This is a genomic window from Jidongwangia harbinensis (assembly GCF_020216025.1).
Classification (GTDB): Bacteria; Actinomycetota; Actinomycetes; order Mycobacteriales; family Micromonosporaceae; genus Actinoplanes; species Actinoplanes harbinensis.
In genome coordinates, this window is sequence record NZ_JAIWNC010000021.1 from 17812 (window position 1) to 42965 (window position 25154).

The window sequence follows — 25154 nt, forward strand, 5'->3', positions numbered from 1 at the left end:
CCGGAGCACCCGTGGCGATCTTGCGCCATGTCGTATTTACGCCACCGCAACCAATCCGCGACGGCACCCGGCAACCATTTCCTGGAACCGCTCCCACAATGGCACGAATCGTTGCCGGAATTCACCGGAAAGCGCGGGCCGCACCGATCATCATCAATGCTCGGCAGGGCACGTCAGCGGCGGTGGCCCAGTCCGGGCCGCGCCGGGCCGCCCAGCCGCGCCGACACCCGGTCGAGGACCGCCCAGTACGCCGAACCGTCCGGCATGACGTCCGGTTCGGTGGCCTCGTCGGCGACCTCGTCGGCCTCGTTCGCCCGGGTCGCCAGGTCGGTCGCGAGGCTCGCCCACTGCCGGCCGGTCAGCGTGACGGCCACCGGTCGGCCCGGACGCGCCGCGGCGTCGCGGATCTGTTTCCGGACGGCGGCGTCGATCTGTTCCGTCCGGCGGATCGCGTCCGCCTGATCCGGATCCAGGCCGTCGAGCCCGGGCTCGGTCGGCACGCGCTCGCCTCCGGGCCCGACCGCCACGACCTGGTGCACGGCCAGGACCCGGGCCTGGTCGCCGGCCGCGCGGAACGGCTTCCGGACGGCGCGCCACTGCCGGAGGGTCAGGGTGACGGTGTAGCGGCGGGCGGGGTCCAGCCCGAGTTCGCGTACCGCGTCCGCGTCCGCGCCCAGCCCGCGCAGGTCCGGCACGTCGGCCGCGACCGTGAACTCGCACCACGGCGACCATCCCGGCACGATCGCGCCGGCCGGGGTGCCGCGGACCCGCCACCGGTACGACTCGCCGGGCCCGAGGGGGTCCCCCTCGAAGTCGAGGGTGGCCGGGAGCGCGGCGGCGGTGGTGGTGACCCCGCTCGCCACCACCACCCCGTCCGACCCGCGCAGGGGTTCGTACTGGAAGGTCGCGTCCACCGGCAGGGCGGGCGGCACGGCGGCGAACGTCACCGACAGCGTCGGCGTCGTGGTGGCGACGACCGGCCGCCCCGGTCCGGTCACGCATCCGGCCCGGCCGCCGGTGGCCAGCGCCGCCGGTTCCGGCACCCGCAGCAGACCGGGAGACAACGCCACCGGAAGCGGCTCGGTGAGCGGATCGGACGGACTCACCACGCTGAACCCGGTCGGCGAACCCGCCCGCTGAGCGGCACGGACCACCACACAGTCGACCCGCATCCCGGCGCCCAGGTCCGCGTACCCGGCCTTGACGGACTCGCACTGGTCGACGATGGTCGGGAGCGCCGGGCCAGGAGCCGGATGCCCGGCGGGTGCCACGGCGGCGAGCGCGATCGCGGTGGCGGTGAGCGGCAGCCGCGCCCACCGACCGCGTGACGCGATCCGGACCATCTGATCCTCCTGGCAGGCCGGCCGCGGGTCACGCGACGAACGCCGGCCCGATCGGCACGGTTCCGGGCCACCTGAGACAACACACGTCGTGTTCACGACCACACGGCACGTGACGACGGGGTACGGTCGCCGCACCACCGACCGTGCCGGAGGAGCCATGACCACCACCAGCGCCGCAGCCGACGCCGCCGCAGTCGTTCGCGCGTTGCGGCCGCGGTTCGCCGACCGCCTGCTGACGCCGGACGACACCGGGTTCCCCGCCGCCCGGCAGGTCTGGAACGCCGCCGTGACCCGGCAGCCGTCGGTGATCGCCCGCTGTGCCGACGCGGCGGACGTCCGCGCCGCGGTACGGGTCGCCGCCGACGCCGGAATGCCGCTGTCGGTGCGGGCCGGCGGCCACGACTGGGCCGGACGGGCGCTGCGCGACGGCGGCCTGGTGGTCGATCTCACCGGCCTGCGCGAGGTCACCGTCGACCCGGTACGCCGGACCGCCACCGTCCAGGGTGGTGCGCTCGCCACCGACCTGATCGCCGCGACCGCGCCGCACGGGCTGGTCACCGCGACCGGCGTGGTCGGTTCCGTGGGCCTGGCCGGGCTGACCACCGTCGGCGGGTACGGGCCGCTGATCGGCCGGTACGGCCTGGCCCTGGACAACCTGCTCGGCGCCGAGGTGGTACTCGCGGACGGCACCACGGCCACCGCCGGCCCGGACGACGACGCCGAGCTGTGGTGGGCGTTGCGCGGTGGCGGCGGCAACTTCGGGGTCGTCACGAAGCTGCGCTACCGGCTGCACGACCTGCCGTCCGTCCTCGCCGGCATGCTGCTGTTCCGGTACCCGGAGGCCGGCGCGGTGCTGCGCGGCTACGCCGAGATCGTGGCCGGCGCGCCCGACGACCTGACCGTGATGACCGGGTTCCTGCCCGGCCCGGACGGCCGGCCGCTGGTGTTCCTCTGCCCGTTCTGGTCCGGCACCGATGCCGCCGCCGGCGAACGGGCCGTCGCGCGGCTGCGTTCCCTCGGGCATCCGGTGGTCGATCAGGTCGGTGCGATGCCGTACGCCGCCGCGCTGCGGATGTTCGACGCCAGCGTGGTCGACGGCAACCACTACCTGCTGCGGAGCCGGTGGCTGACCGACCTGTCGCCGGATGTCGCCGACGCCCTGGTGGCCGGCGCCGGGGCGGTCACGTCGCCGTACTCGGCGCTGATCGTGAACCGGTTCCACGGCGCCGCGGCCCGGGTCGACCCGGGTGCCACCGCGTTCGCCCAGCGGGTGCCGCACCAGGTGGTCGAGGTGATCGCGGCGTGGCCGCCCGGCGAGTCGCCCGATCCGCACCGGGCCTGGGCCGACTCGGTGGCCGCCGCGCTGGATCCGGTCGCGTTGCCCGGCGGGTACCCCAACCTGCTCGGCCCGGACGACGACGAGCGGGCGCGGGAGTCCTACGCCGGGAACCTCGGCCGGCTGCTGGCCGCCAAGCGCCGCTACGACCCGGGCAACGTCTTCGCCTCCGCGGCGCCGGCACTGGTCGACGTACCGCGGCAACCGATCTAGATTGCTCGATGTGGGGGTCACCGTCCGGAGAGGAAACACATCGTGGTGTCTGGCTCGTTACGACGTCTCGGCGGCGCGGCCGCCGTGGCGGTCCTGCTCGGCACGTTCGCCGTCGCCGCGCCCGCCCGGGCCGGATCCGGCACCGTCGACGCCCGGAAGCTGACCCGGTCGGTCACGCTGGGCGGGGTGCTGCGGCACCTCACCGCCTTCCAGGCGATCGCCTCCGCCAACGGCGGCAACCGGGCGTCCGGCCAGCCGGGGTTCGACCGCAGCGCCGACTACGTGGCGACGCTGCTGCGGCGGGCCGGGTACCAGGTCACCCGCCAGCCGTTCCAGTTCACCTTCTGCGAGGTCAGCGGCTCGTCCTTCGCGCAGACCGCACCCACCCCGACCACCTATGTCGACCAGGAGGACTACGACGTCCTGGACTGCTCCGGCGCGGGCACCGCGTCCGGCGCGGTGGTGCCGGTGGACCTGCAGCTGACCACGCCGAACACCAGCACCTCCGGGTGCCAGCCGGAGGACTTCACCGGCGTGGCGGGCGCGATCGCGCTGCTGCAGCGCGGCGGATGCCCGTTCGGACAGAAGGTGGCGAACGCCGAGGCCGCGGGCGCGACCGGGGCGATCCTGATGAACCAGGGCGACACGACCGCACCGGACCGGCAGGACCTGTTCTCCGGCACGCTGGGCGAGCCGGTCGGCATTCCGGCGGTGTCCGTCTCGTACCCGCAGGGCGTCGCGTTCGCCGGCACGCCGGGACTGACCGTCACCCTCACCACCGACACGATCGCCGAGGTACGCGACACCGAGAACGTCATCGCCGAGTCCCGCCACGGCAACCCGGACGAGGTGGTGATGGTGGGCGCCCACCTCGACTCCGAACCGGACACCGCGGGCATCAACGACAACGGCTCCGGCAGCGCCGGCATCCTCGAGGTGGCGCTGCAGATGCGTCACCTCCGGCCCACCAACAAGGTGCGCTTCGCGTGGTGGGGTGCCGAGGAGTCCAACCTGGTCGGGTCGACGTACTACGTGAACAACCTGTCCGAGGCGGACCACGCCAGGATCGCGCTGTACCTGAACTTCGACATGATCGGCTCGCCGAACTACTCCTTCGGCGTGTTCGACGGCGACGACTCGGCGGCCACCGGCGCCGGCCCCGGACCGGCCGGTTCGGCCCAGATCGAGGCGGTGTTCCAGGCGTTCTTCGCGTCCCGCGCGGAGGCCACCCGGGCGGCGGACTTCACCGGCCGGTCCGACTACGGTCCGTTCATCGCGGACGGCATCCCGGCCGGCGGGCTCTTCACCGGTTCCGACGTGCTCAAGACCGAGGCCGAGGCGGCGCTCTGGGGCGGCGTCGCCGGTGTCCCGTTCGACCCGTGCTACCACGAGCCCTGCGACAGCCTGGCGCCCGAGCGGAACGGCGCGGACGCCGCGGTCTACGCCCAGCTCCGCCGGGAGTACCGCCTGTTCGGCAACGTCAACAAGCACGCGATCGACACGAACGCCGACGCGGTGGCCACCGCGGTCGCCACCTTCGCCTCGGACACGTCCGCCATCCCGCCGCGCGGCCCGGCGGCGGCGTCGGCCCGATCGGCCGGGCCGGCCGCGGCACAGACCGCGCAGGGCGACTGGCTCCGCTGACGACCCGCCCCGCGACCCGGCCTATCCGGCCGGGTTGCGGGGCGGCACCGGGGTGGACACCACGAACGAGCTGGTGGTCTGGCCGTACAGCAGGAACTGGTCGAGTACCGCCTCCAGCGCGTCGATCGCCGGCACGTGCACCTTCAGCAGGAAGCAGTCGTCGCCGGAAATGCGGTGACACTCGCTGACCTCGGGAGTCCGCCGGGCCAGCTCGGCGATCCTGGGTAGCTGGCCCGGGCCGGGACGGACCCGGACCCACGCGGCGACCGGCAGGCCGATGGCGGCCGGATCGATGTCCAGGCGGTAGCCGCGGATGACGCCGGCCTCCTCCAGCCGGCTCACCCGCTCCCGGACCGCGGGCGCGGACATGCCGACCCGGCGGGCCAGTTCGGCGGCGCTGAGCCGCGGGTCGGCGCTGAGCGCCTCCAGCAGGCGCCGGTTGACCGGATCGAGCGGCGACCTTCCGTCCGGAAAGCCAGACCGCGATGGTACGGACGACGACGTCATATTCGGTGGCTCCCACCTTCGATCGCGCATGGTGATCCGCCGGGGACCTTTCGAGAATAGACACATGGTCTCCGGCCGCTCCCCCGCCCGCCGCCTGCCGCCGCACGCCTACTTCGTGGTGAGCGCCGTGTTCCACTACCTCGGTCCGGCGTTCGCCGTGCTGCTGTTCGCCCGGGTCGACGTGCTCGGCGTGGCGTGGCTGCGGATCGCCACCGCCGCCCTGGTCTTCGCGGTGTGGCGGCGCCCGTGGCGGCGGTGGCGGCAGCTCGACCGGCCCGCGGCCCGGGTACTGGTGGCCTGGGCGGCGGTGCTCGCGGCCATGAACAGCGTGTTCTACCTGGCCCTGGAACGCCTTCCGCTGGGCACCGTCGCGGCCGTCGAGTTCCTGCCGGTCGTCGCGCTCGCCGCGGTGGCCGCCCGCACCCGGCGCAACCTCGCCGCGCTGGTGTGCGCGGTCGCCGGGGTGTACCTGCTCACCGACGTGCGGCTGGTCGCCGAGCCGCTCGGCATCGGGTTCGCGGTCGCCAACGCCGTCCTGTTCGCGCTGTACATCGTGCTCGGGCACCGGGTCGCCCGGGACGGGCACCTTCCGGGCATCGACGGTCTCGCCCTGTCCATGCTGTTCGCCGCCGGGTTCGCCCTGCCGATCGGCGCCGGGGCGGCGCTACCCGCCTTCGCCGACGTGATCACGGTGGCCGCCGCCGTGGGGGTGGGCGTCTCGTCGTCCGTCATCCCGTACGTCAGCGACCAACTCGCCATGGCCCGCCTGCCGCGGGCCACCTACGCGCTGATGGTGTCGCTGCTGCCGGCCACGGCCACGGTGATCGGCGTCCTGGTGCTGGCCCAGATCCCCAGCGCCACGGAGATCGCCGGGGTGCTGCTCGTCGTCGCCGGTGTCGCGGTACACCGGGAACGCGTGGCACCCGCCCCGGCGGCGGACCCGGACCATACTGAGGGCATGACTGCCGGTCCGGCGCCCGTGCCGATGCTCCGCTGCCCCCGATGCGGGCACCTCACCCGTGCCGACCGCATGGTCAAGGGTTACGGGCGGGACTGCGCCACCCAGCTCGGGCTGGTCGGCCGGACGGTGGACACCGGGCACGCCGGACCCGACCTGCTCGACCTGCTCGACGAGGAACCGGACGACTCCTGCGACGGCGGGGACCGGCCCGCCGACCTGCGGTAGGCACCGGTCACCGGCCCGGCGGACCGGCCAGCCCGGTCTCGTAGGCGACGATGACCAGCTGGGCCCGGTCCCGGGCGTGCAGCTTCGCCAGCAACCGGCCGATGTGGGTCTTCACGGTGGCCATGCTGAGCCGCAGGTGCGCGGCGATCTCCTGGTTGGACAGGCCACCGGCGACCAGCGCCAGCACCTCGCACTCGCGTTCGGTCACCCCGTCCAGCGAGCCGGCCGGCCGGGTCGCCGGTTCGGGGCGGCCGGCGAAGTGGGTGATCAGCCGCCGGGTGACCGTGGGCGCGAGCAGCGCCTCGCCGGCCGCCACGATCCGGATCGCGGCGAGCAGGTCGTCCGGCAGCACGTCCTTGAGGACGAAGCCGCTGGCCCCGGCGCGCAGCGCGGCGAAGACGTACTCGTCGATGTCGAAGGTCGTCAGGATCAGAACCCGGCTGTCCGGTGTCTCCGGCGACCGGCAGATCTGCCGGGTGGCCTCGATGCCGTCGACGCCGGGCATCCGGATGTCCATCAGGATCACGTCCGGCCGTTCCCGCCGCGCCGCCGCCACCGCCTCGGCGCCGTCGCCGGCCTCGCCCACCGCGACCAGGTCCGGGGTGAGGTCGATGAGCAGCCGGAAGCTCGCCCGCAGCAGGGTCTGGTCGTCGGCGATCAGCACCCGGATCGGATCGGCCGGTGCGGTCATGCCGGCCGCTGGTAGGGCAGGGTGGCCAGGACGGTGAACCCGCCCCGGTCGCGCGGACCGGCGGCCAGCGTGCCGTGGTGCAGCGCCACCCGCTCGCGCATGCCGGACAGGCCGACGCTGCCGGCGGCCGCCGGCCGGGCCGGCGCGCCGTCGTTGGTCACCTCCACGCGCAGTTCGCCGGGGGTGCCGACGACCTCGACCCGGCAGGTGGTCGGCCCGGCGTGCTTGACCACGTTGGTGAGCGACTCCTGCACGATGCGGAACGCGGTGAGCGCCACGCCCTCCGGCACGTCGCACTCGCCGTGCACCTCGAGCCGGACCGCGACGCCGGCCTCGACGGCCCGGTCGGCGAGACCGCGCAACTCCGCCAGGCCGGGGGCCGGGGCGAAGTCCGCTTCGGTACGCAACGCGCCCACCGCCCGGCGCAACTCCGCCAGGGCACCGCGGCTGGCCGAGGCGATCACGTCCAGCGCCGCGCCCGCCTCCTCCGGCCGTTCCCGGGCCACGTGCCGGCCGACCGCGGCCTTGACCGCGATCAGGCTCAGGCTGTGCCCGACGATGTCGTGGATCTCCCGGGCGATGCGTAGCCGTTCCTCGGTGACGGCCTGCGCGGTGGCCTGCCCGGCCGCCCGGGCCGCGTACGCCCGGCGCTCGCGCAGCGTCACGCCGACCACCCAGCAGGCGCCGAGGACCAGGACCACGAACGCCACCTCGGTCGGCCCCGGCCCGGCACCTGAGTCGTCGCCGGCCAGCATCCCGGCCGCCACCGCGGTGATCGATCCGAGCAGGACCGCCGACCCGCGGCGACCGGCCACCGCCGCGCCGACCGTGTAGAGCGCCACGCCGGCCGCGACCAGTGGTCCGCTGGAGGCGTAGTCCGGGACGACGCCGGTGGCCAGGCAGGCGGCGGCGGCCACGGCGACGGCCACGGCCACCGCGGTCGGCCACCGCCGTCGGGCCGCGACCGGCGCGCCGAGGACCACTCCGGCGAGCACGGTCAGCCAGGCCGGTTCGTGCACCCCGGTGGCCGGGGGCAGCGGCGCCTCGGTGGCGGCATACCAGCACAGCAGCCCGGTCCCGGCGGCCAGGACGACGTCCACCGCCCACCGCCGCGCCCCATCGGACCACCAGCGCGGCCCACCGGCCCAACCGGCGACCCCGGACCCGGCGGCAGCACCGGGGCGGCGGCGCGGGATCGGCGGCAGGGCGGGCACGCATCGACCCTATTCGGCGCGCGTCGCCGTGACATCCGACCGCGGTCGGTCATCCCCCGGTATGACCGGCGGCCGGGCGTACCGCGCCGGGTGGAACGCACCGCCCGGCCCGGGGCCTGACGACAGATCGGCGCCGGACCGCGATCGTCGTCGGCATGACAGTCACCCTCCGCGACGTGCGGATGATCTACGGTACCGGCACCCGCCAGGTGCGCGCCCTCGACGACGTGACGGTGGACTTCCCGCCCGGGGCCTTCCACGCCGTGATGGGTCCGTCCGGGTCCGGCAAGTCGACGCTGCTGCACTGCGCCGCCGGCCTGGAGCGGCCGACCGCCGGTGCGGTGTCGGTCGGCGGCACCGATCTCGGCGGCCTGAACGAGACCGCGCTGACCCGGCTGCGGCGGGACCGGATCGGCTTCGTGTTCCAGGCGTTCAACCTGGTCTCGTCGTTGAGCGCGGCGCAGAACGTGGCGCTGCCGCTGCGGCTGGCCGGGCACCGGCCGACGCCCGAGCGGGTGGCCGGGGCCCTGGACGCGGTGGGTCTGGCCGACCGGGCCGGGCACCGCCCCAGCGAGCTTTCCGGCGGGCAGCAGCAACGGGTGGCGATCGCCCGCGCGCTGATCACCGCGCCGGCCGTGGTCTTCGCCGACGAGCCGACCGGCGCGCTGGACAACCGCAGCTCCCGCCAGGTGCTCCACCTGCTGCGCCGGCTCGCCGACGAGCACCGGCAGACGATCGTGATGGTCACCCACGATCCGGTCGCCGCGGCGGTCGCGGACCGGGTGCTGATGCTGGCCGACGGACGGTTGGTCGACGAGGTCGCCGACCTGGACGCCGTCGCCATCGCGGCCCGGGTCACCGAACTGGAGCTGGCATGCTGACCCGGGACCGGCTGGGCACGTTCGTCGCCGTGCTGCTCGGCACCGCCATCGTGGCCGCGACGCTGGTGCTGTTGACGTCGGCGCGCCCCCGCCTGCCGGACCGGTTCGCCGATCTGGCGGTGCTGGTGCAGAGCCCGGCGGCGGCGAACCGGCCGGACGCCTTCGCCGAGCCGGTGCCGTGGCCGGCCGGCACCGCGGAGCGACTGGCCGGACGGCTGCGCGCGGTGCCCGGCGTGCGCGCGGTGGTCGAGGACCGCCCGTTCTACGCCCAGCCGGTCCGGTCCGGCCGGCCGGTTCCCGGGCACACCGTCGGGTACGGCTGGAGCGACGTGACCGGCCGGCTGCTCGACGGCAGCCCGCCGGCCGGCGACCGGGACGTGGTGGTGGACCGGGCTCTCGGGGTGCCGGTGGGCGGGACGGTCACGCTGCTCACCGCGTCCGGGCCGGCGCCGTGGCGGGTCACCGGGCACGTCGGCACGGCGGCGGTGTTCGTGTCCGGGCCGGTCGCGGCGCGGCTGAGCCCGGGCGTGCGCGTGCTGGGGGTGGCCGGCCGCCCCGACCCGGCCGCCGTCCGGTCGGTCGTCGGGGGCGACGGCACCGTGCTCACCGGGGACCGCCGCGCCGAGGTGGAACCGCGCGCCGACGCCCGTACCCGATGGATCGGTCTTCAGGTGCTCACCGCGACCACCGCGCTGGCCGGCTTCGCCGGTGTCTTCCTCGCGGCCTCCACCTCGGCGTTCGCGGTCAGCCAGCGGCGCCGCGAGATCGGCCTGCTGCGGGCCGTCGGCGCGACGCCGCGCCAGGTCCGGGCCATGTTGTACCGCTCCGCGCTGCTGGTCGGCGCGGCGGCGTCCGCTCTCGGCGTCGGCCTCGGCGTGCTCGCCGCCCACCTGCTCGCCGGCCGGCTGGTGCACGCCGGGATCGAACCGGCGGGCTACACCGTGCGGTGGTGGACCTGGGCACCGGCCGCCGCCTTCGCCGCCGGTCCGCTGGTGGCGCTGCTCGGCACGGCCGCCGCGGCGCGCCGCGCGTCCCGGATCGGCCCGCTGGAGGCCATGCGCGCCGCCGAGGTGGAGAAACGCCCGATGACCCGGCTGCGCTGGCTGGCCGGGCTCGCCGCGGCCGCCGCCGGTACGGCCGCCGCCGTCGCCACCGCGGTCGCCTCGGACGTCTCCGACCTGGCCCAGTACTCCATGCTCGGCGCGATGGCGCTGGTCGTGGCGGCCACGCTGCTCGCCCCGGTGGTGATCCCGGCGCTGGTCGGGGTGCTGCTGCGCCCGGTCCGCGGGGTGCTCGGAATGCTGGTCCGGGAGAGCGCCCTGACCGCGGTCCGCCGAACCGCCTCGACCGCCGCCCCGGTGCTGCTCACGGTGGCCTTCGCGGTCTTCGTCACGGGCACCGTGCAGACGTCCACCGCCGCGTACGCGGCCCGGCGCGCGGCCACCGTGGACGCCGCCGCCGTCCTGGTCCCGGACGGCACCCCCGGCCTGCACGACGCCGCCGCCGGCCGGGCCACCCTGCGCACCCAGGTGTACGTGGCCGGAACGGCCGTACCGGCACTGGGTTCGGCGGACCTGCCGCCCGGCACCGCGCTGGCCGCACCGACCGGGGCCGGCCGGGTCACGGTCACCTACCCGGACGGGGTGGCGGAGACGCTGCGGGTCACGGGTCCCGCCCCGCCGGAGACCGAGCTGGTCCTGCCGCGCGCCTCGGTCCGCGCCCACGATCCGTCCGCGCTGGCACCCGCGGCGTTCCTGCCCGCCCGGCCGGCGGTCACCGCACCGGGCGCCGAGGTCGTCGACGCCGCCACGTACGCCGCCCGGACCGACACCGAGGACGACCGGCTGGTGTGGACGTTCACGCTGCTGCTGCTCGCCGTCTCGGCCGGCGCCGGCGCGCTCGCCGTGGCCAACACGCTGCTCATGTCGGCCCGGCAGCGGATCGGCGACTACCGGGTGCTGCGCCTGTCCGGGGCCACCCCGGGCCAGGTGGCGCTGACCGCGGCGCTCGAATCGGCGCTGGTCGTGGCGATCGGCTCGCTGCTCGGCATCGGCACCGCCCTGCTCGCGCTGATCGGATCGGCGCAGTCCCTGGCCGCGCAGTCCGGGCGGGCGGTCCCGGTGGTCGTTCCGTGGCCGCTGGTGGCGTGCGTGGTGGCCGGTTGCCTGGTGGTGGCGGTGGCGGCCGGCGCGCTGCCGGCCCGGGCGGCGCGTGGCTGAGGCGGCCGGCCGGGCCGCGTCAGGGCAACCGGCGCCGGCCGGCGAAGCCCAGGTCGCGCCGGTGGTACCAGCCGAGTTCCGGGTCGCCCTCCAGCCAGCACAGCAGCACCGGGACACCGTCCAGGTCGGCCGGAAAGTCGATCAGCAGCGGTGCGATGCCCTTGAGCTCGGCGCCGGTCTCCTGCACCTCGGTCATCATCTCGTTCAGCCGGGCCTCGGCGGCCTTCCACTCCGGCAGGCCGCCGAGCGCGGTCGGTGCGCCGCCGCCGTTCACCGCGGCGGCCAGTTCCACCACGTCGGCCCGCACGGCCACGATCTCGTCCAGCAGCGGCCGGAGCCGGGCCAGCTCCGTGCGCGCCTCCGCCGGTGTGAACAGCCCCATGGGAGCAGTCTGTCATCCCGGATGTGGCGGGTGACGGCGGCTCGACGGTGGACGTTCCCCGGCCGCCGCCACGAAGGGGATCGCCGGATGGGGGGTAGCGGCGGGGGTGACGTCGAGTGCACGCTTGATGCCCCCGGTGACGGCTCCCCTCGCGGAGCGTGACCAATATCGGATCAGTCTGGGTGACGATGACCTTCCAGGAACTGCCGGCTCCGCGTACCCGATCGCCCCGCGCGGTGGTGACGCTGGCGGTGGCGACGCTGGGCCTCGGGCTGAACCTGCGGGCCTCGATACTGCTCGGCCCGCACCTGCACGGACGCTTCAAGGTCGGGCTCGGGGCGTACGCCGTCCTGGTCGGACTGCCGCTGCTGGTCGCCGCGCTGGTGCGGCTGCCGGTCGGGGTGCTCACCGACCGGTACGGGGCGCGGGTGATGTTCCCCGCGGTCAGCCTGGCCGCGGCCGGGGCGGTGATCGCCTCCGGTCTGGCCGGTTCGCTGCCGGCGGTGATCGTGGCCGGCGCGGCGGCCGGCCTGGCGGGGTCCGCGTTCGTGGTCGGCGCGGCGCTGGTGTCCCGCACCCAGCCGTACGGGCGGCGCGGCCGGGCGCTGGGCACGTTCGGCCTCGGCGTGACGGTCGCGATGGGCCTGTCCGGCATGTCGCGGGGTCTCGATCCCGGCGGGCGGCTGGGTGCCCTGGTGCTCGGCGGGCTGCTCGTCGGCTTCGCCGTGCTGGCCGCGGTGGTGCTGCGGGACCCGGTGGGTACGCGGCGCACCACCTCGGTCGCCCGCACCTGCGCGGAGATGATCCGGGTGAGCGGGTCCACGTCGCTGTCGTTGCTGTACCTACTGGCGCTGGGCGGCATGGTGTCGATCGCGGTGTTCCTGCCGGTGTACCTGGTCGCGGCGTTCGGCACCGAGTGGTTCACCGCCCTGGCGATCACCGGTGTGGTGGTCGGCCTGGCCGCGGCCGGCCGGCTGGCCGGTGGCTGGTGGACGGACCGGCGGCCGACCGCACGGCTGCTGATGTTCTGCTACGGCGCCGCCGCGGTGCTCTGCCTCGCCGGCGCACTCCTGCCCCGGGCGTGGTGGCTGATGGCGCCGGTGATCGCCGGGATAGCCGTGTGCGACGGCATCGCCTCCGGTGCGCTGCTCGCGCTGATCGGCAAGAGCGCGCGGGCGGACCACGTCGGTGCGGTGATGGGGGTGACCGGTGCGGCGGCTTCGCTCGGGGCGCTGCTGCCCCCGTTGCTGCTGACCGGCGTGACCGGGCTGACCGGTTCGTACTCCGTGGCCTGGCTCCTGCTCGCCGCGCTGCTGCTCGCCGCGGCGCTCTATGTGCGCGCCCACGACCTGCACATCGGGCTGGGGCTCGCGGTGCGCTTCGAGCCGGAGCCCAGCCCCACCGCGATGACCATCGCCCTGGTCGGCGAGGCGGACACCCTGCTGGGCGCGGCGGCCGTCGTGGCACGGCTGGCCGAGCTGGCCACCAGCGACGAACTGGTCGTCGTGTACGGCGCCGACGAGCGGGCCCGGACCCGGACCGGGCCGCAGGCGATCGCGGCCGGGCTGCGCGGGCGGCTTCCCCGGCACAGCGTGGTGGCGGTCCGGGTCGGCCGGGACACCGCGGAACTCGGCCGGGACGCGCTGGAACTCGGCGAGTACGTCGATGCCGGCGCCCTGGCGATCGCCGTCACCCCGACCGCGCAGATGTCCATGGTCGCCGCCGACCTCTCCCTGTACCTGCAGGCCGACCGGGTGCTGCGGGTGTCCTACACGCCGGCCGAGGGTGCGGCGCTGCGTCCGCTCTGAGCCGGCCGATCAGTGCAGGAACGGCCGCCAGTCGCGGATCTGCGCCACGGTCACGCCCGGGGTCCGGAAGTACGGGTCGGCGGCGAGGAACTCCTCGACGTCCGCCCGGCTCGGCGCGTCGATGACGATGACGGCGCCGCCGTCGCCGGCCAGCGGCCCGGCCATCCGGACCAGGCCCTGCCGGTGCAGCTCGGCGAGGCGGTCGCGGTGCGCGGCCCGGGCGGCCAGGCGGGCCGGATCACCGGTGAAGTGCAGTTCCACCATCCACATGGCGGCAGGCTACGCAGACCCCGTGCGGCCGCGCTGTATCACTGGATACATGACGTCGTTGGGCTCCATCCCGGCGCTGCGGGTGCTGTCCGGGTCCGCGCTGGCGGCGGTCGAGCGGGACAGCCGGCCGGCCCGGTTTCCCGCGGGGGCGATGCTGCGGCCGTACGGTGAGCCGGCCCGCGCCGTCGTGCTGCTGTTGTCCGGCACGGTGGCGGCGGCGCACCTCGCCGCGTCCGGGGTGGAGGTGTGGCCGGAGCAGTGGACCGGCCCCGCGATCGCGGACAAACCGGCGGTCCTGGACGGCGGGGTGCCGCCGACCGGGCTGGTCGCCCTCACCGCGGCGACCGCGCGGCTGCTGCCCCGGCAGGATTTCCTGCGGTTGCTGGATCAGGAGCCGGCGCTGCGGGCGCATGTGTTCGGCCGCCTGGCCCGGGACGCGCTGACCGCCCGCCGGCGCCTCGCCCAGGCGACCACGTTGCCCGCGGTCGCGCGGCTGGCGGCCTGGCTGGACGCGCCGGAGCGACCACACCCGGTCGCCTGGTCCGGCACCCAGGAGCAGTTGGCCCGGATGCTGGGCCTGAGCCGGGTCAGTGTCAACCGCGCGCTCGCCAGGCTGGCCGGTTCCGGCGCCGTCCGGCGAACCGGTCAGGGCATCGTGGTGGCCGACCGGGCCACCCTCCGCGCCGTCGTTAATGATTACTCTGAGTAGTCGCCTCCTGACTTCTCAGCCTATCGGTCAGCGCAAGTCGGACTTATCCCCCTACAGGTTTCACGCTGAGTTACCTACCGTGAGTGACAGCAACACCCCTCCGGTAGGAAAGGCATCCCCATGCCGCTGCTCCCCCGCCGCCTCCTGGCGGCCGGCCTCGCCGCGCTCGTCCTCGTCGGCGGCTACCCGGCACCCGCCCAGGCGGCCGGTGCCGCCGCGACGTCCGCACAGACCACCGCGCTGGAGAAGCGGCGCGTCGACCGGATCGCCACCCCGAAACTGCGCTGGTACAAGTGCTACGACTGGGCCCAGTGCGCGACCGTACGCCTCCCGCTCGACTACGACCGCCCGTACGGCGCCACCACCGAGGTCGCCGTGCTGCGGGTCAAGGCGCGGAAGCCGAAGAAGCGCATCGGCAGCCTCTTCGTCAATCCGGGCGGGCCGGGCGGCTCCGCCACCACGCTGGCCCTGCTGAGCCCGCTGGTGCTCAGCGACTCGCTGCTCGACCGGTTCGACATCGTCGGCGTCGACCCCCGGGGCGTCGGTTTCAGCGAGAACGTGCGTTGCTTCTCCTCGGCCCGGGCGCAGACCGTCGCGCTGCGGCCGATGCTGACCGTGCCGTTCCCGGTCGGCGCGAAGCAGGAGAAGAGGTACGTGGCCGCCGCGAAGAAGCTCGGCAGGGCCTGTTCGACGACCGGCCGTCCGCTGACCGGGGCGGCGTCCACCGCGCAGACCGCCCGGGACATGGAGGTGCTGCGGCGCGCCGTCGGTGACCGGAAGTTGTCCTACCTCGGCTTCAGTTACGGCAGCGTCCTGGGCGAGGTGTACGCGAACATGTTCCCGGACCGTACCCGGGCCATCGCCATCGACGGCGTGATCAATCCGACCGCGTGGACCGGCACCGATGCCACCCGGAACCTGATCCTCGACGACCGGTTGCGCTCCGCGGACGGCGCGTACCGGGCACTGCGGGAGATCTTCCGCCGCTGCGACGCCGCGGGTCCGCGGTACTGCGCGGCGGCACCGCACTCGGCCGCCAAGTTCGGCCGGGTCGCGGCCCGGCTCAGGGCCCACCCGATCGTGATCGGGGACTTCCCGCCGTTCGGCACGCTGACCTACACCTACGCGGACTTCGTCGCGGAGACGCTCGGCGGCCTCTACGGCATGGGCGCCCCCGCGGACGTCACCAGCCTCACCGGCGCCCTGTGGACGCTGACCAGCGAGTCGGCCGGCGCCGCCGCCGTCGCCGCGGCCCGGCGGGTGGTGGCCGCCCAGCCCCGCCGCCGCGACTTCCTGTACGCCAACGACGTCGAGGCGTACAGCACGGTCACCTGCACCGACGCCCGGCACCCGGCGAACGCCGGGAACTGGCCCGCCCGGGTCGCGAAGGCCGACAAGCGGGCACCGTACTTCGGCCGGATCTGGGCCTGGTCCAGCGTCCAGTGCGCCCGCGACACCTGGACCGTGCGCGACGAGGACGCCTACCGCGGGCCGTTCAACCGCCGCACCAGCGCCACCGTCCTGGTGATCGGCAGCTTCCACGACCCGGCCACCGCCTACGCCGGGGCCCGGCAGACCGCCCGCAAGATGCCCAATAGCCGGCTGCTCTCCAGCGACAACTGGGGGCACACCGCCTACGGCACCAACGCCTGCGCGACCCACGCCATCGACCGCTACCTGCTGCGCCGGACCCTGCCGGCCAAGGGCACGGTGTGCCGCTCCCCCGAGCGACCGTTCACCGTCCCGCTCGACGACCCGGCCGACAAGGAACTGAGCGTCCGGGCCACCGGCACCAAGGAGGAGATCGCGGCCGGGGGCCTGCCCGCCCCGGGACAGCCCAAGCAGCTGCCGCCGATCTCGACCGGCCTGCCCGGGGTCGTCGTCCGCTGACCGCTGGTGACCTCCGGTGGTATCGATTATCTTGAATATATCGAGCCCACCGGAGGTATCACCATGTCAGCACGGGTCACCGTTCGCCGCGCCTCGCTCGCGAGGTTGCTCGCTCTGGCCGCGGCCGCACTGGCCGTCGTGGCCGTCACGGGCACGGCGCCGACCCCGGCGTACGCCCACGGCAACATCATCGACGCGCCGAGCCGCAACGTCGGCTGCTGGCTGCGATGGGGCAACGACTTCAACAATCCCGCCATGCAGACCCAGGACCCGATGTGCTGGCAGGCCTGGCGGGCCAACCCCAACACCATGTGGAACTGGATGGGCCTGTACCGCGACGGGATGGGCCGCAACTTCCAGTCCGCGGTGCCGGACGGGACGCTGTGCAGCATGAACCGCGCCCAGAACGGGCTCGGCACCTCGCTCGACGCGGTGGGCAACTGGCGGGCCAAGGACGTCGGCCGGAACTTCCGGCTGACCCTGCTCGACCAGGCCAGCCACGGCGCGGACTTCATCCGGGTGTACCTGACGAAGGCCGGCTTCGACCCCACCACGCAGCCGCTGGGCTGGGGCGACCTGGACCTGGTGACCACGGTCGGCAACACGCCCGCGTCGCAGTGGCAGCGGGTCACCACCCCGACCAGCGGGGTGCAGCTGTCGTTCGACGTCGCGGCGAACCACTCCGGCCGCGCCGTGGTGCTGACCATCTGGCAGGCCAGCCACAACGACCAGGCGTACTTCATGTGCAGTGACGTGAACATAGCCTGACCCACCGGCACACCCGCGGGTCGCGTCCGCCGGACGCGGCCCGCGGCTGGTCTCAGCCGGCGGCCACCCGGCCGACGAAGGCGTGCAGGTTGGCCATCGCCCGGTCGATCCGTTCCGGCAGGGTGAGCGTCTCCTCCGGCCGGACCAGGCGCATCTTCGGCTGCCGCTTGCCCCGCAGGTACTGCGAACACGCCAGGTCGGCGCAGAGGTACTCGCCGACCGAGTTGCCCTTGCGCCCGGCGGCACCGGCGAGCGGCGCGACGAACAGCGTCACCCCCGACGCCACGTGGTCGGTCAGGCAGACCCGGCACATGCTCGACCGCATGGCGCTGACCTTGCGGGCCTCGGGCCGGCGCAGGACCACCCCGGTCGGGCCGTCCGGGCCCGGCACCACCAGCAGGGCGCGTAACGGCGCCCCCGGGTCGGTCCAGCCGAGAAAGTCCAGGTCGGCCCACGGTACGCCGCCGGCGCTGAACGCCGCGGGCATCCTGATCCGGCTCGCCTCGCCCTTGCTGCAGTTCACGAAGCAGGCCCGGATCTCCTGCTCGCCCAGTGGTTCCATCTGCGCGAAGCTAGCCGACCGGCCCGGACTTCTCACCCGCATTTCGCTTCCCGGCGGTCGCCCGGCTCGCCGCGCCGGCACAGTTCCGGCTGGTCAGCGTGACCGAGTACTCCCGGTCGTCGGTGGTGATGCCGGACGGCGCACCGGCGAAGTGGGTCTCCACCTTCTCGCCGGCGCGGAGCTGCTCGTGGTGCAGGTGGGGCGCACCCGACTTGCCGGTACTGCCCACCTTGCCGATCTGATCCCCCTGCTCCACCCGCTGGCCCCGCCGCACCGACGGCGGCTCCAGCATGTGCAGGTAGAGCGTCTCCCACTTACCGCCATGATCGATCTTCACCCAGTAGCCACCGCTGGTGCCCCGGGGGCCGTCCGGATTCTGCGGGGTACGGCCACCCAGCGTCCCGCTGATGCCCGCCTCGACGACCGTGCCGGCGGCCGCCGCGAGCACCGGCCGGCCCCACGCCTGGCCCTTGTCCGGGAACAGGTCGATGTCGAAGTCGTCGTGGCCGGGATACGTGCCGACCTGCCACTTCTCGCCGCAGGCCACCGGCAGTTGGAAGGCCGGGCGCGGCCCCGGCGGACGCAGCACCGGAACGGCGTACACGCCGACGAGGAGAACGACGACGGCGACCACGCCGAGGCCGAGGACGGCGGCGACGACGCGGCGGCGGACCGGGGTGAGCTGTCGGGACGGCACCACCCCACGATGACAGACGGCCGCTCGCGGCCCGGTCAGCGTTTGCGGGCGATCCCGCCGATCATCGTGTAGTAGCTGTCCTTCTGTTCGGCCCCGGGCTCGTCGTCGGGCCGCCACTCGGCGAGCGGCACCAGTCCGGGTTCGATCATCTCGAAGTCACCGAAATACTGCTCGATCTCGGCACGGAGCCGCCAGCGGCCGGTGCCCAGGGTCTCGTTGAACACCCGCTCGGCGTCCTTCACCTTGACCGAGGTCTCCGGGTGCTCCTCGGCCGGGTCCCAGAAGTGGATCACCGCCAGGTGGCTGCCGGACGGCAGTGCGTCGCGCAGGGTCGCCGCGATCCGGCCGGGCTCCTCGGCGTCGTGCAGGTGGTGCAGGATCGACAGGAGGAGCAGGCCGACCGGCTGGCTGAAGTCCAGGTACTCGCGGACCACCCGGTGCTCGAGGATCTGCTCCGGCGAGCGGATGTCGGCATCGATGATCGTGGTGGTGTCCTTGTCGGAGAGCAGCGCGCGACCGTGCACGAGCACCATCGGGTCGTTGTCCACATACACCACCCGGGCCGTCGGATCGACGTCGTGCGCGACCTGGTGCACATTGGTCTGGGTGGGCAGGCCCGACCCGATGTCGAGGAACTGCCGGATGCCCGCCTCGGCGGCCAGGTAACGCACGGTGCGGCGGAGGAACGCGCGGCAGGCCCGGCCGGCCTCCTGCGCGTCCGGCATGATGGCGAGCGCCCGGTCAGCCGCCATCCGGTCCACCGCGAAGTTGTCCTTGCCGCCCACCATGAAGTCGTAGACGCGGGCGATGCTGGGCTTGGTGACGTCCACGCCCCGGGGGGCTACCTCGTCCTCGGCCACTTCGGCGAACCCTCTCCTGTGGACCCTGCACACGGATGATGCGGCAGCCTAATCGACGGCGGCACATCAGTCGATCGGGTGAACGGGAAGTTGGCGGCTTCCCGCAACATTCACCCGGTCCCGGGCGGCTGTCCCGGGCCGCCCAGCCGGAAGTGCCGGACGATGGTGGACGGCACGGCCCACGCCGCCGCGGCGGCCTCCGGGATCAGGCCGGGCAACGACCACGGCCACTGGTGCCAGCCGGTCACGGTCACGTCGGCCGGGGCCGGCGGCGCCGGCGGCAGGTCCGCACGCGACGCACCCGGCTCTTCGCAGCGCCGGACCTGCAGCCCGGCCGGGAGGGCCGCGCGCAGATGGTCGCCGGGCGTGTGCCGATGGTTGGGGACCAGACCGGGTTCGCCGTCCGGGCCGGGCGCCTGCGGCACGGAACCACGGAACGTGATCTCGTGGTGCACGTCGGAGACGGCCAGGTGACCACCCGGGCGCAGCACCCGGGCGAACTCGGCCATGACGGGCGCGAGCGCCGGCACGTGGCACAGGGCGAGGCCGGACACGACGAGATCGGCGGAGTCGTCCGGCAGGGGAAGCGCACCGAGGTTGCCGCGGAGGAACGTCCCGTCCGGTACCCGGACCCGCGCCCGGTCCAGCATGTCCGGTGAGCTGTCCACCCCGACCACCCGCTGACCGTGTCACGGCGTTCGACCGCGACGCCGTCGTGCCCGGCCAGCGCCCGGGCGTCGAGCAATCGGCGGACCTCGGCCAGGCGCCGGTCGATGAAGGCCGCGTCGAAGTCGCCGCCCCAGGCGCGCAACAGCGCGACACCCTCCAGCCCCAGCAGGTACGCCAGGGGATGCTGATAGATCAACGCGGTACGCCCTTCGATGGTCGGTCAGCCGTCGGCGCAGCAGGCATGCCGGCTCTCCGCCAGATAGTGCGGGTCCTGCCACCAGTACCCGTCGTCGGCGGCGTGCCGGAGCACGGTCACCGGAGACGCCGGCGCGGTCACCGGGCGCGGTCCGGCGAACGGGCGCAGCAGCTCCGCCACCGTCAGCATCTCGCCGTTGGTCATCACCTGCCGGACGTTCGCCGCCTGGCGGATGTCGGTGAGCGGGTCGCCGCCCAGGACGGCCAGGTCGGCGTACCGGCCCGGCGCGATGGTGCCGAGCGGCTCGCCCAGGTAGTCGCCGGCCGCGCGGGTGGCGGTGGTCAGCGCCTCGTACGGGGTCAGGCCGTAGGTGACCATCGCCCGGAGGTTGAGGTGGGTGCTGACCGCGTTCGGCGCGATCGGGGAGTCGGTGCCGGTCACCACCCGGCCGCCGCCCCGGACCAGCGTGCGGACGTGCGCGACCTGGCGGGCGAGGTTGGCGCGTACCGCGGTCTGGTCCGTGGTGGCGGCCGTGGTGCGCAGCGTCTGCAGGTTCGCGTACTCCCAGCTCGGGTACAGCGTGCGGACCCGCTCGTCGGTGACCAGGCTGTCGTCGTCGCCGAGCAGGGTGACCGCGTTGAACAGCGTCGGGGTCAGCGCCGCCCGGGTGGTGGTGAAGATGTCGGCGACGTCGCGGTAGACCGCGCCGATTCCGGTGACCGTGCGCGAGTAGCCGAGCCGGTTGGTCGCGCCGACGTGTTCCATGCCGTCGCCGCCGACCGCCAGGGCCGGGTGGTGGTAGTGCGAGGTGCTGGGGATGCCGTGCCGGTGCGACCAGGCGATGACGTGGCGCTGCCAGCTCGCGCGCAGCCGTACGTAGCACTTGGTCAGGTCGTAGTCGAGCGCCGCGGCCCGCTGGAGTTCGCGGGCCAGCTGGTGCTCGTCGTACGTGGGCCGCATGAAGTTGTAGAAGATCCGGGCGCCGTCGATCGCCTCGCCGGTGCCGAAGTACCGGGGCCCGGTCCGGGCTCCGGACTGGATCGCCTCGCGCTCCTCCACCATGTGGTACGCCGGGCTGCCCGGGGACCGGGTGGTGGTGACGCCGAGGGCGAGCCACAGCCGGCCCTGCCGGTCGCCGTACCCGTAGCCCTGCATCTCCCGGTGGTGGTGCATGTCGATCAGGCCGGGGGTGACCACCGCGTCGCGGGCGTCGATCCGGCGCCCGTCGCGTCCCGGGCGGTGCGGCTCGACGGCGACGATCCGGTGCCCCTCCACGACGATGTCCACGTCCTCGCGCAGCCGGGGCGCCACGCCGTCCCAGACCCGGCCGGCGTGGATCACGATGCGCCCGCGCGGCCGGGTGTTGGCCCAGGTCAGCGTCATCGGCACGGTCCGCGGCGGGCCGCCGGCGGCCGGGACCAGGCGCAGCCGTCCGTTGTTCAGGTAGAGCAGGGTGGTGGAGTCGCCGCTCCAGCTCGGCGCGTCGGTCACCTCGTCGGTGATCTGCCGGGGCGTGCCGGCGAAGCTGCCGTCGGGCCGCACGTCGACCACCCAGAGCACGCTGGCCAGCACGAACGCGAGCCGGGTGCCGTCCGGCGACCAGACCGGGCCGTCGTCGCCACGGGTCTGCAGGGACCGGTGCGGCAGCGGGTCGACGTAGCGGCCGGCGCCGGTGTTCCGGTCCACCAGCAGGATCTTGCTGAGCCCTTCCCGGAACCGGGCCGAGTACGGCACGATCGCGGCCAGCGCGATGGTGTTGCCGTCGGCGGACCAGGTGGGCCGCCCGGGCTCGAACGTCGCCGGATAGATCTGGCGCACCGCGCCGGTGGCGACCTCGACGGTGTACAGCGCGCCGGTCTGGTCGAGGAAGGCGAGGTGGCTGCCGTCGGCGGACCAGCTGCCGGAGACCGCGGCGGCACCGGGCAGCGCGGTCAGCTGACGGTCCGCCCCGGTACGCAGGTCGCGCAGCCAGATGTCCAGTTTGCCGCCGCGGTCGGTGGAGTAGGACAGGTACCGCCCGTCCGGGGACCACGCCGGGTCGGACTTCCACCACCGGTCCCGGGTGAGCGGCTCGGGACGGCCGCCGAGGGTCATCGTCCAGATGTCGTTGAGGGCACGGAACGCGATCCGGGTGCCGTCCGGCGAGAGGACCGGGCTGCCGATGCCGCGCACCGGCTTCGGGGTCACCGAGTCGAAGTCCCGCCGCCGCTTGCGGTAGCGGGCCGGGGTCACCGAGATCGGTGCGACGAACCCGATGCGCCCGGACGTGGTGCCGCCCAGGGTCCGGCGGCGGATCTCGCCGGTGGAGGTGTAGACGAAGTCGCGGCCGGTGCGCCAGGACACCCGGAACGGGAAGACGTCCTCGCCGGTGACCTCGGGTGTCCCGTTCCGCCACAGCTCGCTGCGACCGCCGGCGAGCAGGTGGTAGACCAGCTCGGTGCCGTCCGGCGTCCACTCGGGCGCGCGCAGGACCTGGCCGGCCGGCACGCTGACCGCGGTCTCCCGGGCGCCGCCGGCCACGTCCACCACGTCGATCCGGGTGCTGGTGACCACGAACGCGACCCGCCGCCCGTCCGGGGACCAGGCCGGCTCGTACTCCTGCTCGGCGGAGTCCGCGAGCGTGCTGACCGCGCCGCTCGCCAGGTCCAGCACCCGGATGCCGTAGCTGCCGGACTCGTCGGTGGAGTAGGCGATCCGGGTGCCGTCCGGCGAGAACCTGGGCTCCCGGTGGTCGAACGGGCCGCGGGTCAACCGCCGCAGCCGGGAACCGTCGGCGCGGACGGTCCAGAGATCGAAGACCCCGTCCCGGTACGCCTGGAAGACCAGTTCCGCCGAGTCCGGCGCCCAGTCCGGCTGGGCGATGTCGACGAAGTCACCGGTCAGCCGTCGCGCCGGGCCGCCCGCGGCCGGCAGGACCCAGAGCACGCCGGCCAGGTCCATGGCGATCCGCCGCCGGTCCGGCGACAACCGGGCGGCGAGGTGGGTGCCCTGCCGCAGGGGTACCCGGGCGGGTGCCGCCGCCGCGGGCGAGGCACGCAGGGCCGTCCCGCCGATGACCGCCGAACCCGCGACTCCCGCCATCAGTTCCCGCCGGCTGATTCCCGTCATCGCCCGTCCTCCCCCGCGTCGACCGCCCCACCATTGACTACCATAAATGTCAGCGGGCGGTGTTAACGTCCACCCGTGACCGATCGCGACATGCGGGCCGCCCGCCTCCACGGCGCCGGGGACATCCGGCTGCACACCGAGGACCGTCCTGGGCCGGCGGGTGCGGACGACCGGCTCGTCGAAGTGACCTCGGTCGGGGTGTGCGGCTCCGACCTGCACTGGTTCACCGAGGGCGGGATCGGCGACGCGGTCCTGGACCGGCCCCTGGTCCTCGGGCACGAGATGGCCGGCGTCATCCGCGGCGGGCCGGACGACGGCACCCGGGTGGCGATCGATCCGGCCATCCCGTGCGGCGCCTGCGAGCCGTGTGCGGATGGGCACCCCAACCTCTGCCCGAACGTGGTGTTCGCCGGGCACGGCACCTGCGACGGTGGCCTGCGCCAGTTCATGGTCTGGCCGGCGCACCGCCTGCACCCGCTGCCCGACGGGCTCTCCGACGACGACGGCGCGCTGCTCGAACCGCTGGGTGTCGCGCTGCACGCGATGGATCTGTCCCATCTCCGGATGGCCTCGACGGTGGCGGTGGTCGGCTGCGGCCCGATCGGCCTGCTGCTGATCCAACTGGCCCGCCGGCACGGCGCCACCCGGGTTCTCGCCGCCGAGCCGTTGCCGCACCGGATGGCGGCCGCGACCGCGTTCGGCGCCGAGCCGGCCGACGGGTCCGACACCGCGGACGTGGTCTTCGAGGTCTCCGGCTCGGACGCGGCGGTGGACACCGCGCTGCGACTGGCCCGGCCCGGCGCCCGGGTCGTGCTGGTCGGCATCCCGGACGGCGACCGCACCTCGTTCCGCGCGGGGCCGGCCCGCCGTAAGGGCCTGACGCTGGTGATGGTGCGCCGGATGGGCGAGGTCTACCCGCGGGCGATCGACCTGGCCGCGCGGGGTCTCGTCGATCTGGCACCGCTGGTCTCGGACGTCTTCCCGCTCGGCGAGGTGACCGCGGCGATGGCCACCGCGGCCGCCCGCACCGGGCTCAAGGTGGTCATCCGCCCGCGGTGACCGGCGGCGCCCCGGCCAGCACCGCGCGGACCGGGGTGGCCGCGCGGCCGAGGAGGTCCGCGAGCGCCGGCCCGGTGGTGGCGAACTCGCCGCGGCGCGCCGCGCGGAACATGCCGAGCAGCAGGTGCGCCCGGTCCGCGGGTACGCCGTGGCCGATCGCGGTGGCCGTCCACTCGTCGTCGTCCGCGACCACCCGGCGGACCGGCCGCCCGGTCAGCTCGGCGGCGACGGCCGCGACCTCGGCGAGGTCGAGCGTGTCCGGCGCGGTGAGCGGCGGGGTCGGCCCGTCGTACCGGCCCTCGTCGGCCAGGATGATCGCGGCTGCCTCGGCCAGGTCGGCGTGCGCGGTCCAGGACACCGGCCCGTCGGCCGGCGCGACGAGTTCGCCCGTCTCCAGCGCCCGGCCGAGCAGGTGCCGCAGGGTGCCGGCGTAGAAGCCGTTCCGCAGTGCGGTGTACGCCGTGCCGCTCGCCGACAGGTGGTCCTCGGTGGCGGCGTGGTCGGGCATCGGCGCGAACACCGAGTCCGCGGCGGCGCCCTGGTGGCTGGTGTAGAGGATGCGCCGGGCCCCGGCACGGCGGGCGGCGTCGATCGCCGCGACGTGCTGGGCGACCGCCGCGCGGCCGGTCTCGCTGGTCGAGACGACCAGCACCTGGGTGGCGCCGGCGAAGGCGTCCGCGAGGGATGGCGGGTCGGTGAAGTCGCCGCGCCGGACCCGCACGCCGCGGGCGGCGAGGCCGGCCGCGCGGCCGGTGTCGCGGACGCTCACGCCCACCCGGTCGGCCGGCACCCGGTCGAGCAGGCGGTCGACGATCTGGGAGCCGAGCTGACCGGTACCGCCGGTGACGATGATCATGGCAGATCCTCCTGCTAACAATGGAAGTACTTTGACGCTACCACAGTTAGCAACACCGTTAGCAAGAGTGCGGTATCGTCGGAAGC

21 protein-coding genes and 1 pseudogene are annotated in these 25154 nt (G+C 74.6%); 10 read left to right on the forward strand and 12 right to left on the reverse strand.

What is annotated here, in order from left to right:
* Positions 1-173: 173 nt before the first annotated feature.
* Entirely contained in the window at positions 174-1343 is a 1170-nt protein-coding gene (locus LDL48_RS24230) for a hypothetical protein (protein WP_225257511.1), read from the reverse strand.
* Positions 1344-1500: 157 nt separating this feature from the next.
* Here LDL48_RS24230 and LDL48_RS24235 point away from each other — a divergent pair, with 157 nt between their 5' ends.
* Both LDL48_RS24235 and LDL48_RS24240 read left to right on the forward strand, forming a co-directional pair.
* Positions 1501-2892: an FAD-binding oxidoreductase gene (locus LDL48_RS24235; RefSeq protein ID WP_225257512.1), complete on the forward strand. Its 1392-nt coding sequence runs from the start codon at positions 1501-1503 to the stop codon at positions 2890-2892.
* Between the two features lie 42 nt (positions 2893-2934).
* Positions 2935-4536, forward strand: a complete 1602-nt coding sequence (locus LDL48_RS24240) for a M28 family peptidase (protein WP_225257513.1) — start codon at positions 2935-2937, stop codon at positions 4534-4536.
* A 21-nt stretch (positions 4537-4557) separates the two neighbouring features.
* On the opposite strand, the gene LDL48_RS24245 is transcribed toward LDL48_RS24240, so the two are convergent.
* Positions 4558-5043 carry an Lrp/AsnC family transcriptional regulator gene (locus tag LDL48_RS24245; RefSeq protein ID WP_225257514.1) on the reverse strand — a complete coding sequence of 162 codons (486 nt, stop codon included), beginning with the start codon at positions 5041-5043 and terminating at the stop codon, positions 4558-4560.
* A gap of 64 nt (positions 5044-5107) precedes the next feature.
* Between LDL48_RS24245 and LDL48_RS24250 the strand changes: the two are divergent.
* A pseudogene (locus LDL48_RS24250) lies at positions 5108-5959 on the forward strand (EamA family transporter); the annotation flags it as partial.
* Between the two features lie 277 nt (positions 5960-6236).
* Here the strand turns inward: LDL48_RS24250 and LDL48_RS24255 are convergent.
* Together LDL48_RS24255 and LDL48_RS24260 are read right to left on the reverse strand one after the other, a co-directional pair.
* Positions 6237-6920: a response regulator gene (locus tag LDL48_RS24255; RefSeq protein ID WP_225257515.1), complete on the reverse strand. Its 684-nt coding sequence runs from the start codon at positions 6918-6920 to the stop codon at positions 6237-6239.
* Complete coding sequence (locus LDL48_RS24260) at positions 6917-8134, reverse strand: sensor histidine kinase (RefSeq protein ID WP_225257516.1); 1218 nt, start codon at positions 8132-8134, stop codon at positions 6917-6919. The genes LDL48_RS24255 and LDL48_RS24260 overlap by 4 nt, the downstream gene beginning before the upstream one ends.
* Before the next feature lie 155 nt (positions 8135-8289).
* Between LDL48_RS24260 and LDL48_RS24265 the strand changes: the two genes are divergently transcribed.
* Both LDL48_RS24265 and LDL48_RS24270 read left to right on the forward strand, forming a co-directional pair.
* A complete protein-coding gene (locus LDL48_RS24265) occupies positions 8290-9015 on the forward strand; it encodes an ABC transporter ATP-binding protein (protein WP_225257517.1) in 726 nt (241 codons plus the stop codon).
* Entirely contained in the window at positions 9009-11234 is a 2226-nt protein-coding gene (locus tag LDL48_RS24270) for an ABC transporter permease (protein ID WP_225257518.1), read from the forward strand. The genes LDL48_RS24265 and LDL48_RS24270 overlap by 7 nt, the downstream gene beginning before the upstream one ends.
* 19 nt (positions 11235-11253) lie before the next feature.
* Here LDL48_RS24270 and LDL48_RS24275 read toward each other — a convergent pair whose 3' ends face one another.
* Positions 11254-11616 (reverse strand): DUF2203 domain-containing protein, encoded by a 363-nt coding sequence (locus LDL48_RS24275; protein WP_225257519.1) that lies wholly within the window; start codon positions 11614-11616, stop codon positions 11254-11256.
* A gap of 188 nt (positions 11617-11804) precedes the next feature.
* Between LDL48_RS24275 and LDL48_RS24280 the strand changes: the two genes are divergently transcribed.
* Entirely contained in the window at positions 11805-13424 is a 1620-nt protein-coding gene (locus LDL48_RS24280; RefSeq protein ID WP_225257520.1) for an MFS transporter, read from the forward strand.
* Positions 13425-13433: 9 nt separating this feature from the next.
* Here the strand turns inward: LDL48_RS24280 and LDL48_RS24285 are convergent, their stop codons facing one another.
* Entirely contained in the window at positions 13434-13694 is a 261-nt protein-coding gene (locus LDL48_RS24285; protein ID WP_225257521.1) for a YciI family protein, read from the reverse strand.
* Between the two features lie 49 nt (positions 13695-13743).
* Between LDL48_RS24285 and LDL48_RS24290 the strand changes: the two genes are divergently transcribed.
* From LDL48_RS24290 to LDL48_RS24310, 3 genes are all read left to right on the forward strand, one after another.
* Complete coding sequence (locus LDL48_RS24290; protein WP_225257522.1) at positions 13744-14403, forward strand: Crp/Fnr family transcriptional regulator; 660 nt, start codon at positions 13744-13746, stop codon at positions 14401-14403.
* Positions 14404-14523: 120 nt separating this feature from the next.
* Positions 14524-16293, forward strand: a complete 1770-nt coding sequence (locus LDL48_RS44230) for an alpha/beta hydrolase (protein WP_272493089.1) — start codon at positions 14524-14526, stop codon at positions 16291-16293.
* A 63-nt stretch (positions 16294-16356) separates the two neighbouring features.
* Positions 16357-17061 carry a lytic polysaccharide monooxygenase gene (locus LDL48_RS24310; protein ID WP_225257523.1) on the forward strand — a complete coding sequence of 235 codons (705 nt, stop codon included), beginning with the start codon at positions 16357-16359 and terminating at the stop codon, positions 17059-17061.
* Positions 17062-17113: 52 nt separating this feature from the next.
* Here LDL48_RS24310 and LDL48_RS24315 read toward each other — a convergent pair whose 3' ends face one another.
* The 5 genes from LDL48_RS24315 to LDL48_RS24335 all read right to left on the reverse strand — a co-directional run bounded on the left by LDL48_RS24315 (position 17114) and on the right by LDL48_RS24335 (position 23153).
* The gene (locus LDL48_RS24315; RefSeq protein WP_225257524.1) at positions 17114-17623 is read right to left on the reverse strand and encodes an FBP domain-containing protein; all 510 of its coding nucleotides are present in this window, start codon (positions 17621-17623) and stop codon (positions 17114-17116) included.
* A gap of 10 nt (positions 17624-17633) precedes the next feature.
* Positions 17634-18320: a M23 family metallopeptidase gene (locus LDL48_RS44645; RefSeq protein WP_225257525.1), complete on the reverse strand. Its 687-nt coding sequence runs from the start codon at positions 18318-18320 to the stop codon at positions 17634-17636.
* A 35-nt stretch (positions 18321-18355) separates the two neighbouring features.
* Positions 18356-19180 carry an SAM-dependent methyltransferase gene (locus LDL48_RS24325; RefSeq protein WP_225257526.1) on the reverse strand — a complete coding sequence of 275 codons (825 nt, stop codon included), beginning with the start codon at positions 19178-19180 and terminating at the stop codon, positions 18356-18358.
* Positions 19181-19290: 110 nt separating this feature from the next.
* A complete protein-coding gene (locus LDL48_RS24330) occupies positions 19291-19857 on the reverse strand; it encodes a class I SAM-dependent methyltransferase (protein ID WP_225257527.1) in 567 nt (188 codons plus the stop codon).
* 212 nt (positions 19858-20069) lie between these two features.
* The gene (locus tag LDL48_RS24335) at positions 20070-23153 is read right to left on the reverse strand and encodes an amidohydrolase family protein (RefSeq protein WP_225257528.1); all 3084 of its coding nucleotides are present in this window, start codon (positions 23151-23153) and stop codon (positions 20070-20072) included.
* Between the two features lie 75 nt (positions 23154-23228).
* On the opposite strand from LDL48_RS24335, the gene LDL48_RS24340 reads away from it, so the two are divergent.
* The gene (locus LDL48_RS24340; protein ID WP_225257529.1) at positions 23229-24212 is read left to right on the forward strand and encodes a zinc-dependent alcohol dehydrogenase; all 984 of its coding nucleotides are present in this window, start codon (positions 23229-23231) and stop codon (positions 24210-24212) included.
* On the opposite strand, the gene LDL48_RS24345 is transcribed toward LDL48_RS24340, so the two are convergent.
* The gene (locus LDL48_RS24345; RefSeq protein ID WP_225257530.1) at positions 24196-25068 is read right to left on the reverse strand and encodes an NmrA family NAD(P)-binding protein; all 873 of its coding nucleotides are present in this window, start codon (positions 25066-25068) and stop codon (positions 24196-24198) included. The two genes, LDL48_RS24340 and LDL48_RS24345, sit on opposite strands and share 17 nt — an antisense overlap.
* Positions 25069-25154: the final 86 nt, after the last annotated feature.

Bases quoted from the DNA above. Each gene is read 5' to 3' on its own strand.
- LDL48_RS24230 (WP_225257511.1), bottom strand. From the start codon at position 1,343: ATGGTCCGGATCGCGTCACGCGGTCGGTGGGCGCGGCTGCCGCTCACC.
- LDL48_RS24235 (WP_225257512.1), top strand. From the start codon at position 1,501: ATGACCACCACCAGCGCCGCAGCCGACGCCGCCGCAGTCGTTCGCGCG.
- LDL48_RS24245 (WP_225257514.1), bottom strand. From the start codon at position 5,043: ATGACGTCGTCGTCCGTACCATCGCGGTCTGGCTTTCCGGACGGAAGG.
- LDL48_RS24255 (WP_225257515.1), bottom strand. From the start codon at position 6,920: ATGACCGCACCGGCCGATCCGATCCGGGTGCTGATCGCCGACGACCAG.
- LDL48_RS24265 (WP_225257517.1), top strand. From the start codon at position 8,290: ATGACAGTCACCCTCCGCGACGTGCGGATGATCTACGGTACCGGCACC.
- LDL48_RS24270 (WP_225257518.1), top strand. From the start codon at position 9,009: ATGCTGACCCGGGACCGGCTGGGCACGTTCGTCGCCGTGCTGCTCGGC.
- LDL48_RS24275 (WP_225257519.1), bottom strand. From the start codon at position 11,616: ATGGGGCTGTTCACACCGGCGGAGGCGCGCACGGAGCTGGCCCGGCTC.
- LDL48_RS24280 (WP_225257520.1), top strand. From the start codon at position 11,805: ATGACCTTCCAGGAACTGCCGGCTCCGCGTACCCGATCGCCCCGCGCG.
- LDL48_RS24285 (WP_225257521.1), bottom strand. From the start codon at position 13,694: ATGTGGATGGTGGAACTGCACTTCACCGGTGATCCGGCCCGCCTGGCC.
- LDL48_RS24290 (WP_225257522.1), top strand. From the start codon at position 13,744: ATGACGTCGTTGGGCTCCATCCCGGCGCTGCGGGTGCTGTCCGGGTCC.
- LDL48_RS44230 (WP_272493089.1), top strand. From the start codon at position 14,524: ATGCCGCTGCTCCCCCGCCGCCTCCTGGCGGCCGGCCTCGCCGCGCTC.
- LDL48_RS24310 (WP_225257523.1), top strand. From the start codon at position 16,357: ATGTCAGCACGGGTCACCGTTCGCCGCGCCTCGCTCGCGAGGTTGCTC.
- LDL48_RS24315 (WP_225257524.1), bottom strand. From the start codon at position 17,623: ATGGAACCACTGGGCGAGCAGGAGATCCGGGCCTGCTTCGTGAACTGC.
- LDL48_RS24335 (WP_225257528.1), bottom strand. From the start codon at position 23,153: ATGACGGGAATCAGCCGGCGGGAACTGATGGCGGGAGTCGCGGGTTCG.
- LDL48_RS24345 (WP_225257530.1), bottom strand. From the start codon at position 25,068: ATGATCATCGTCACCGGCGGTACCGGTCAGCTCGGCTCCCAGATCGTC.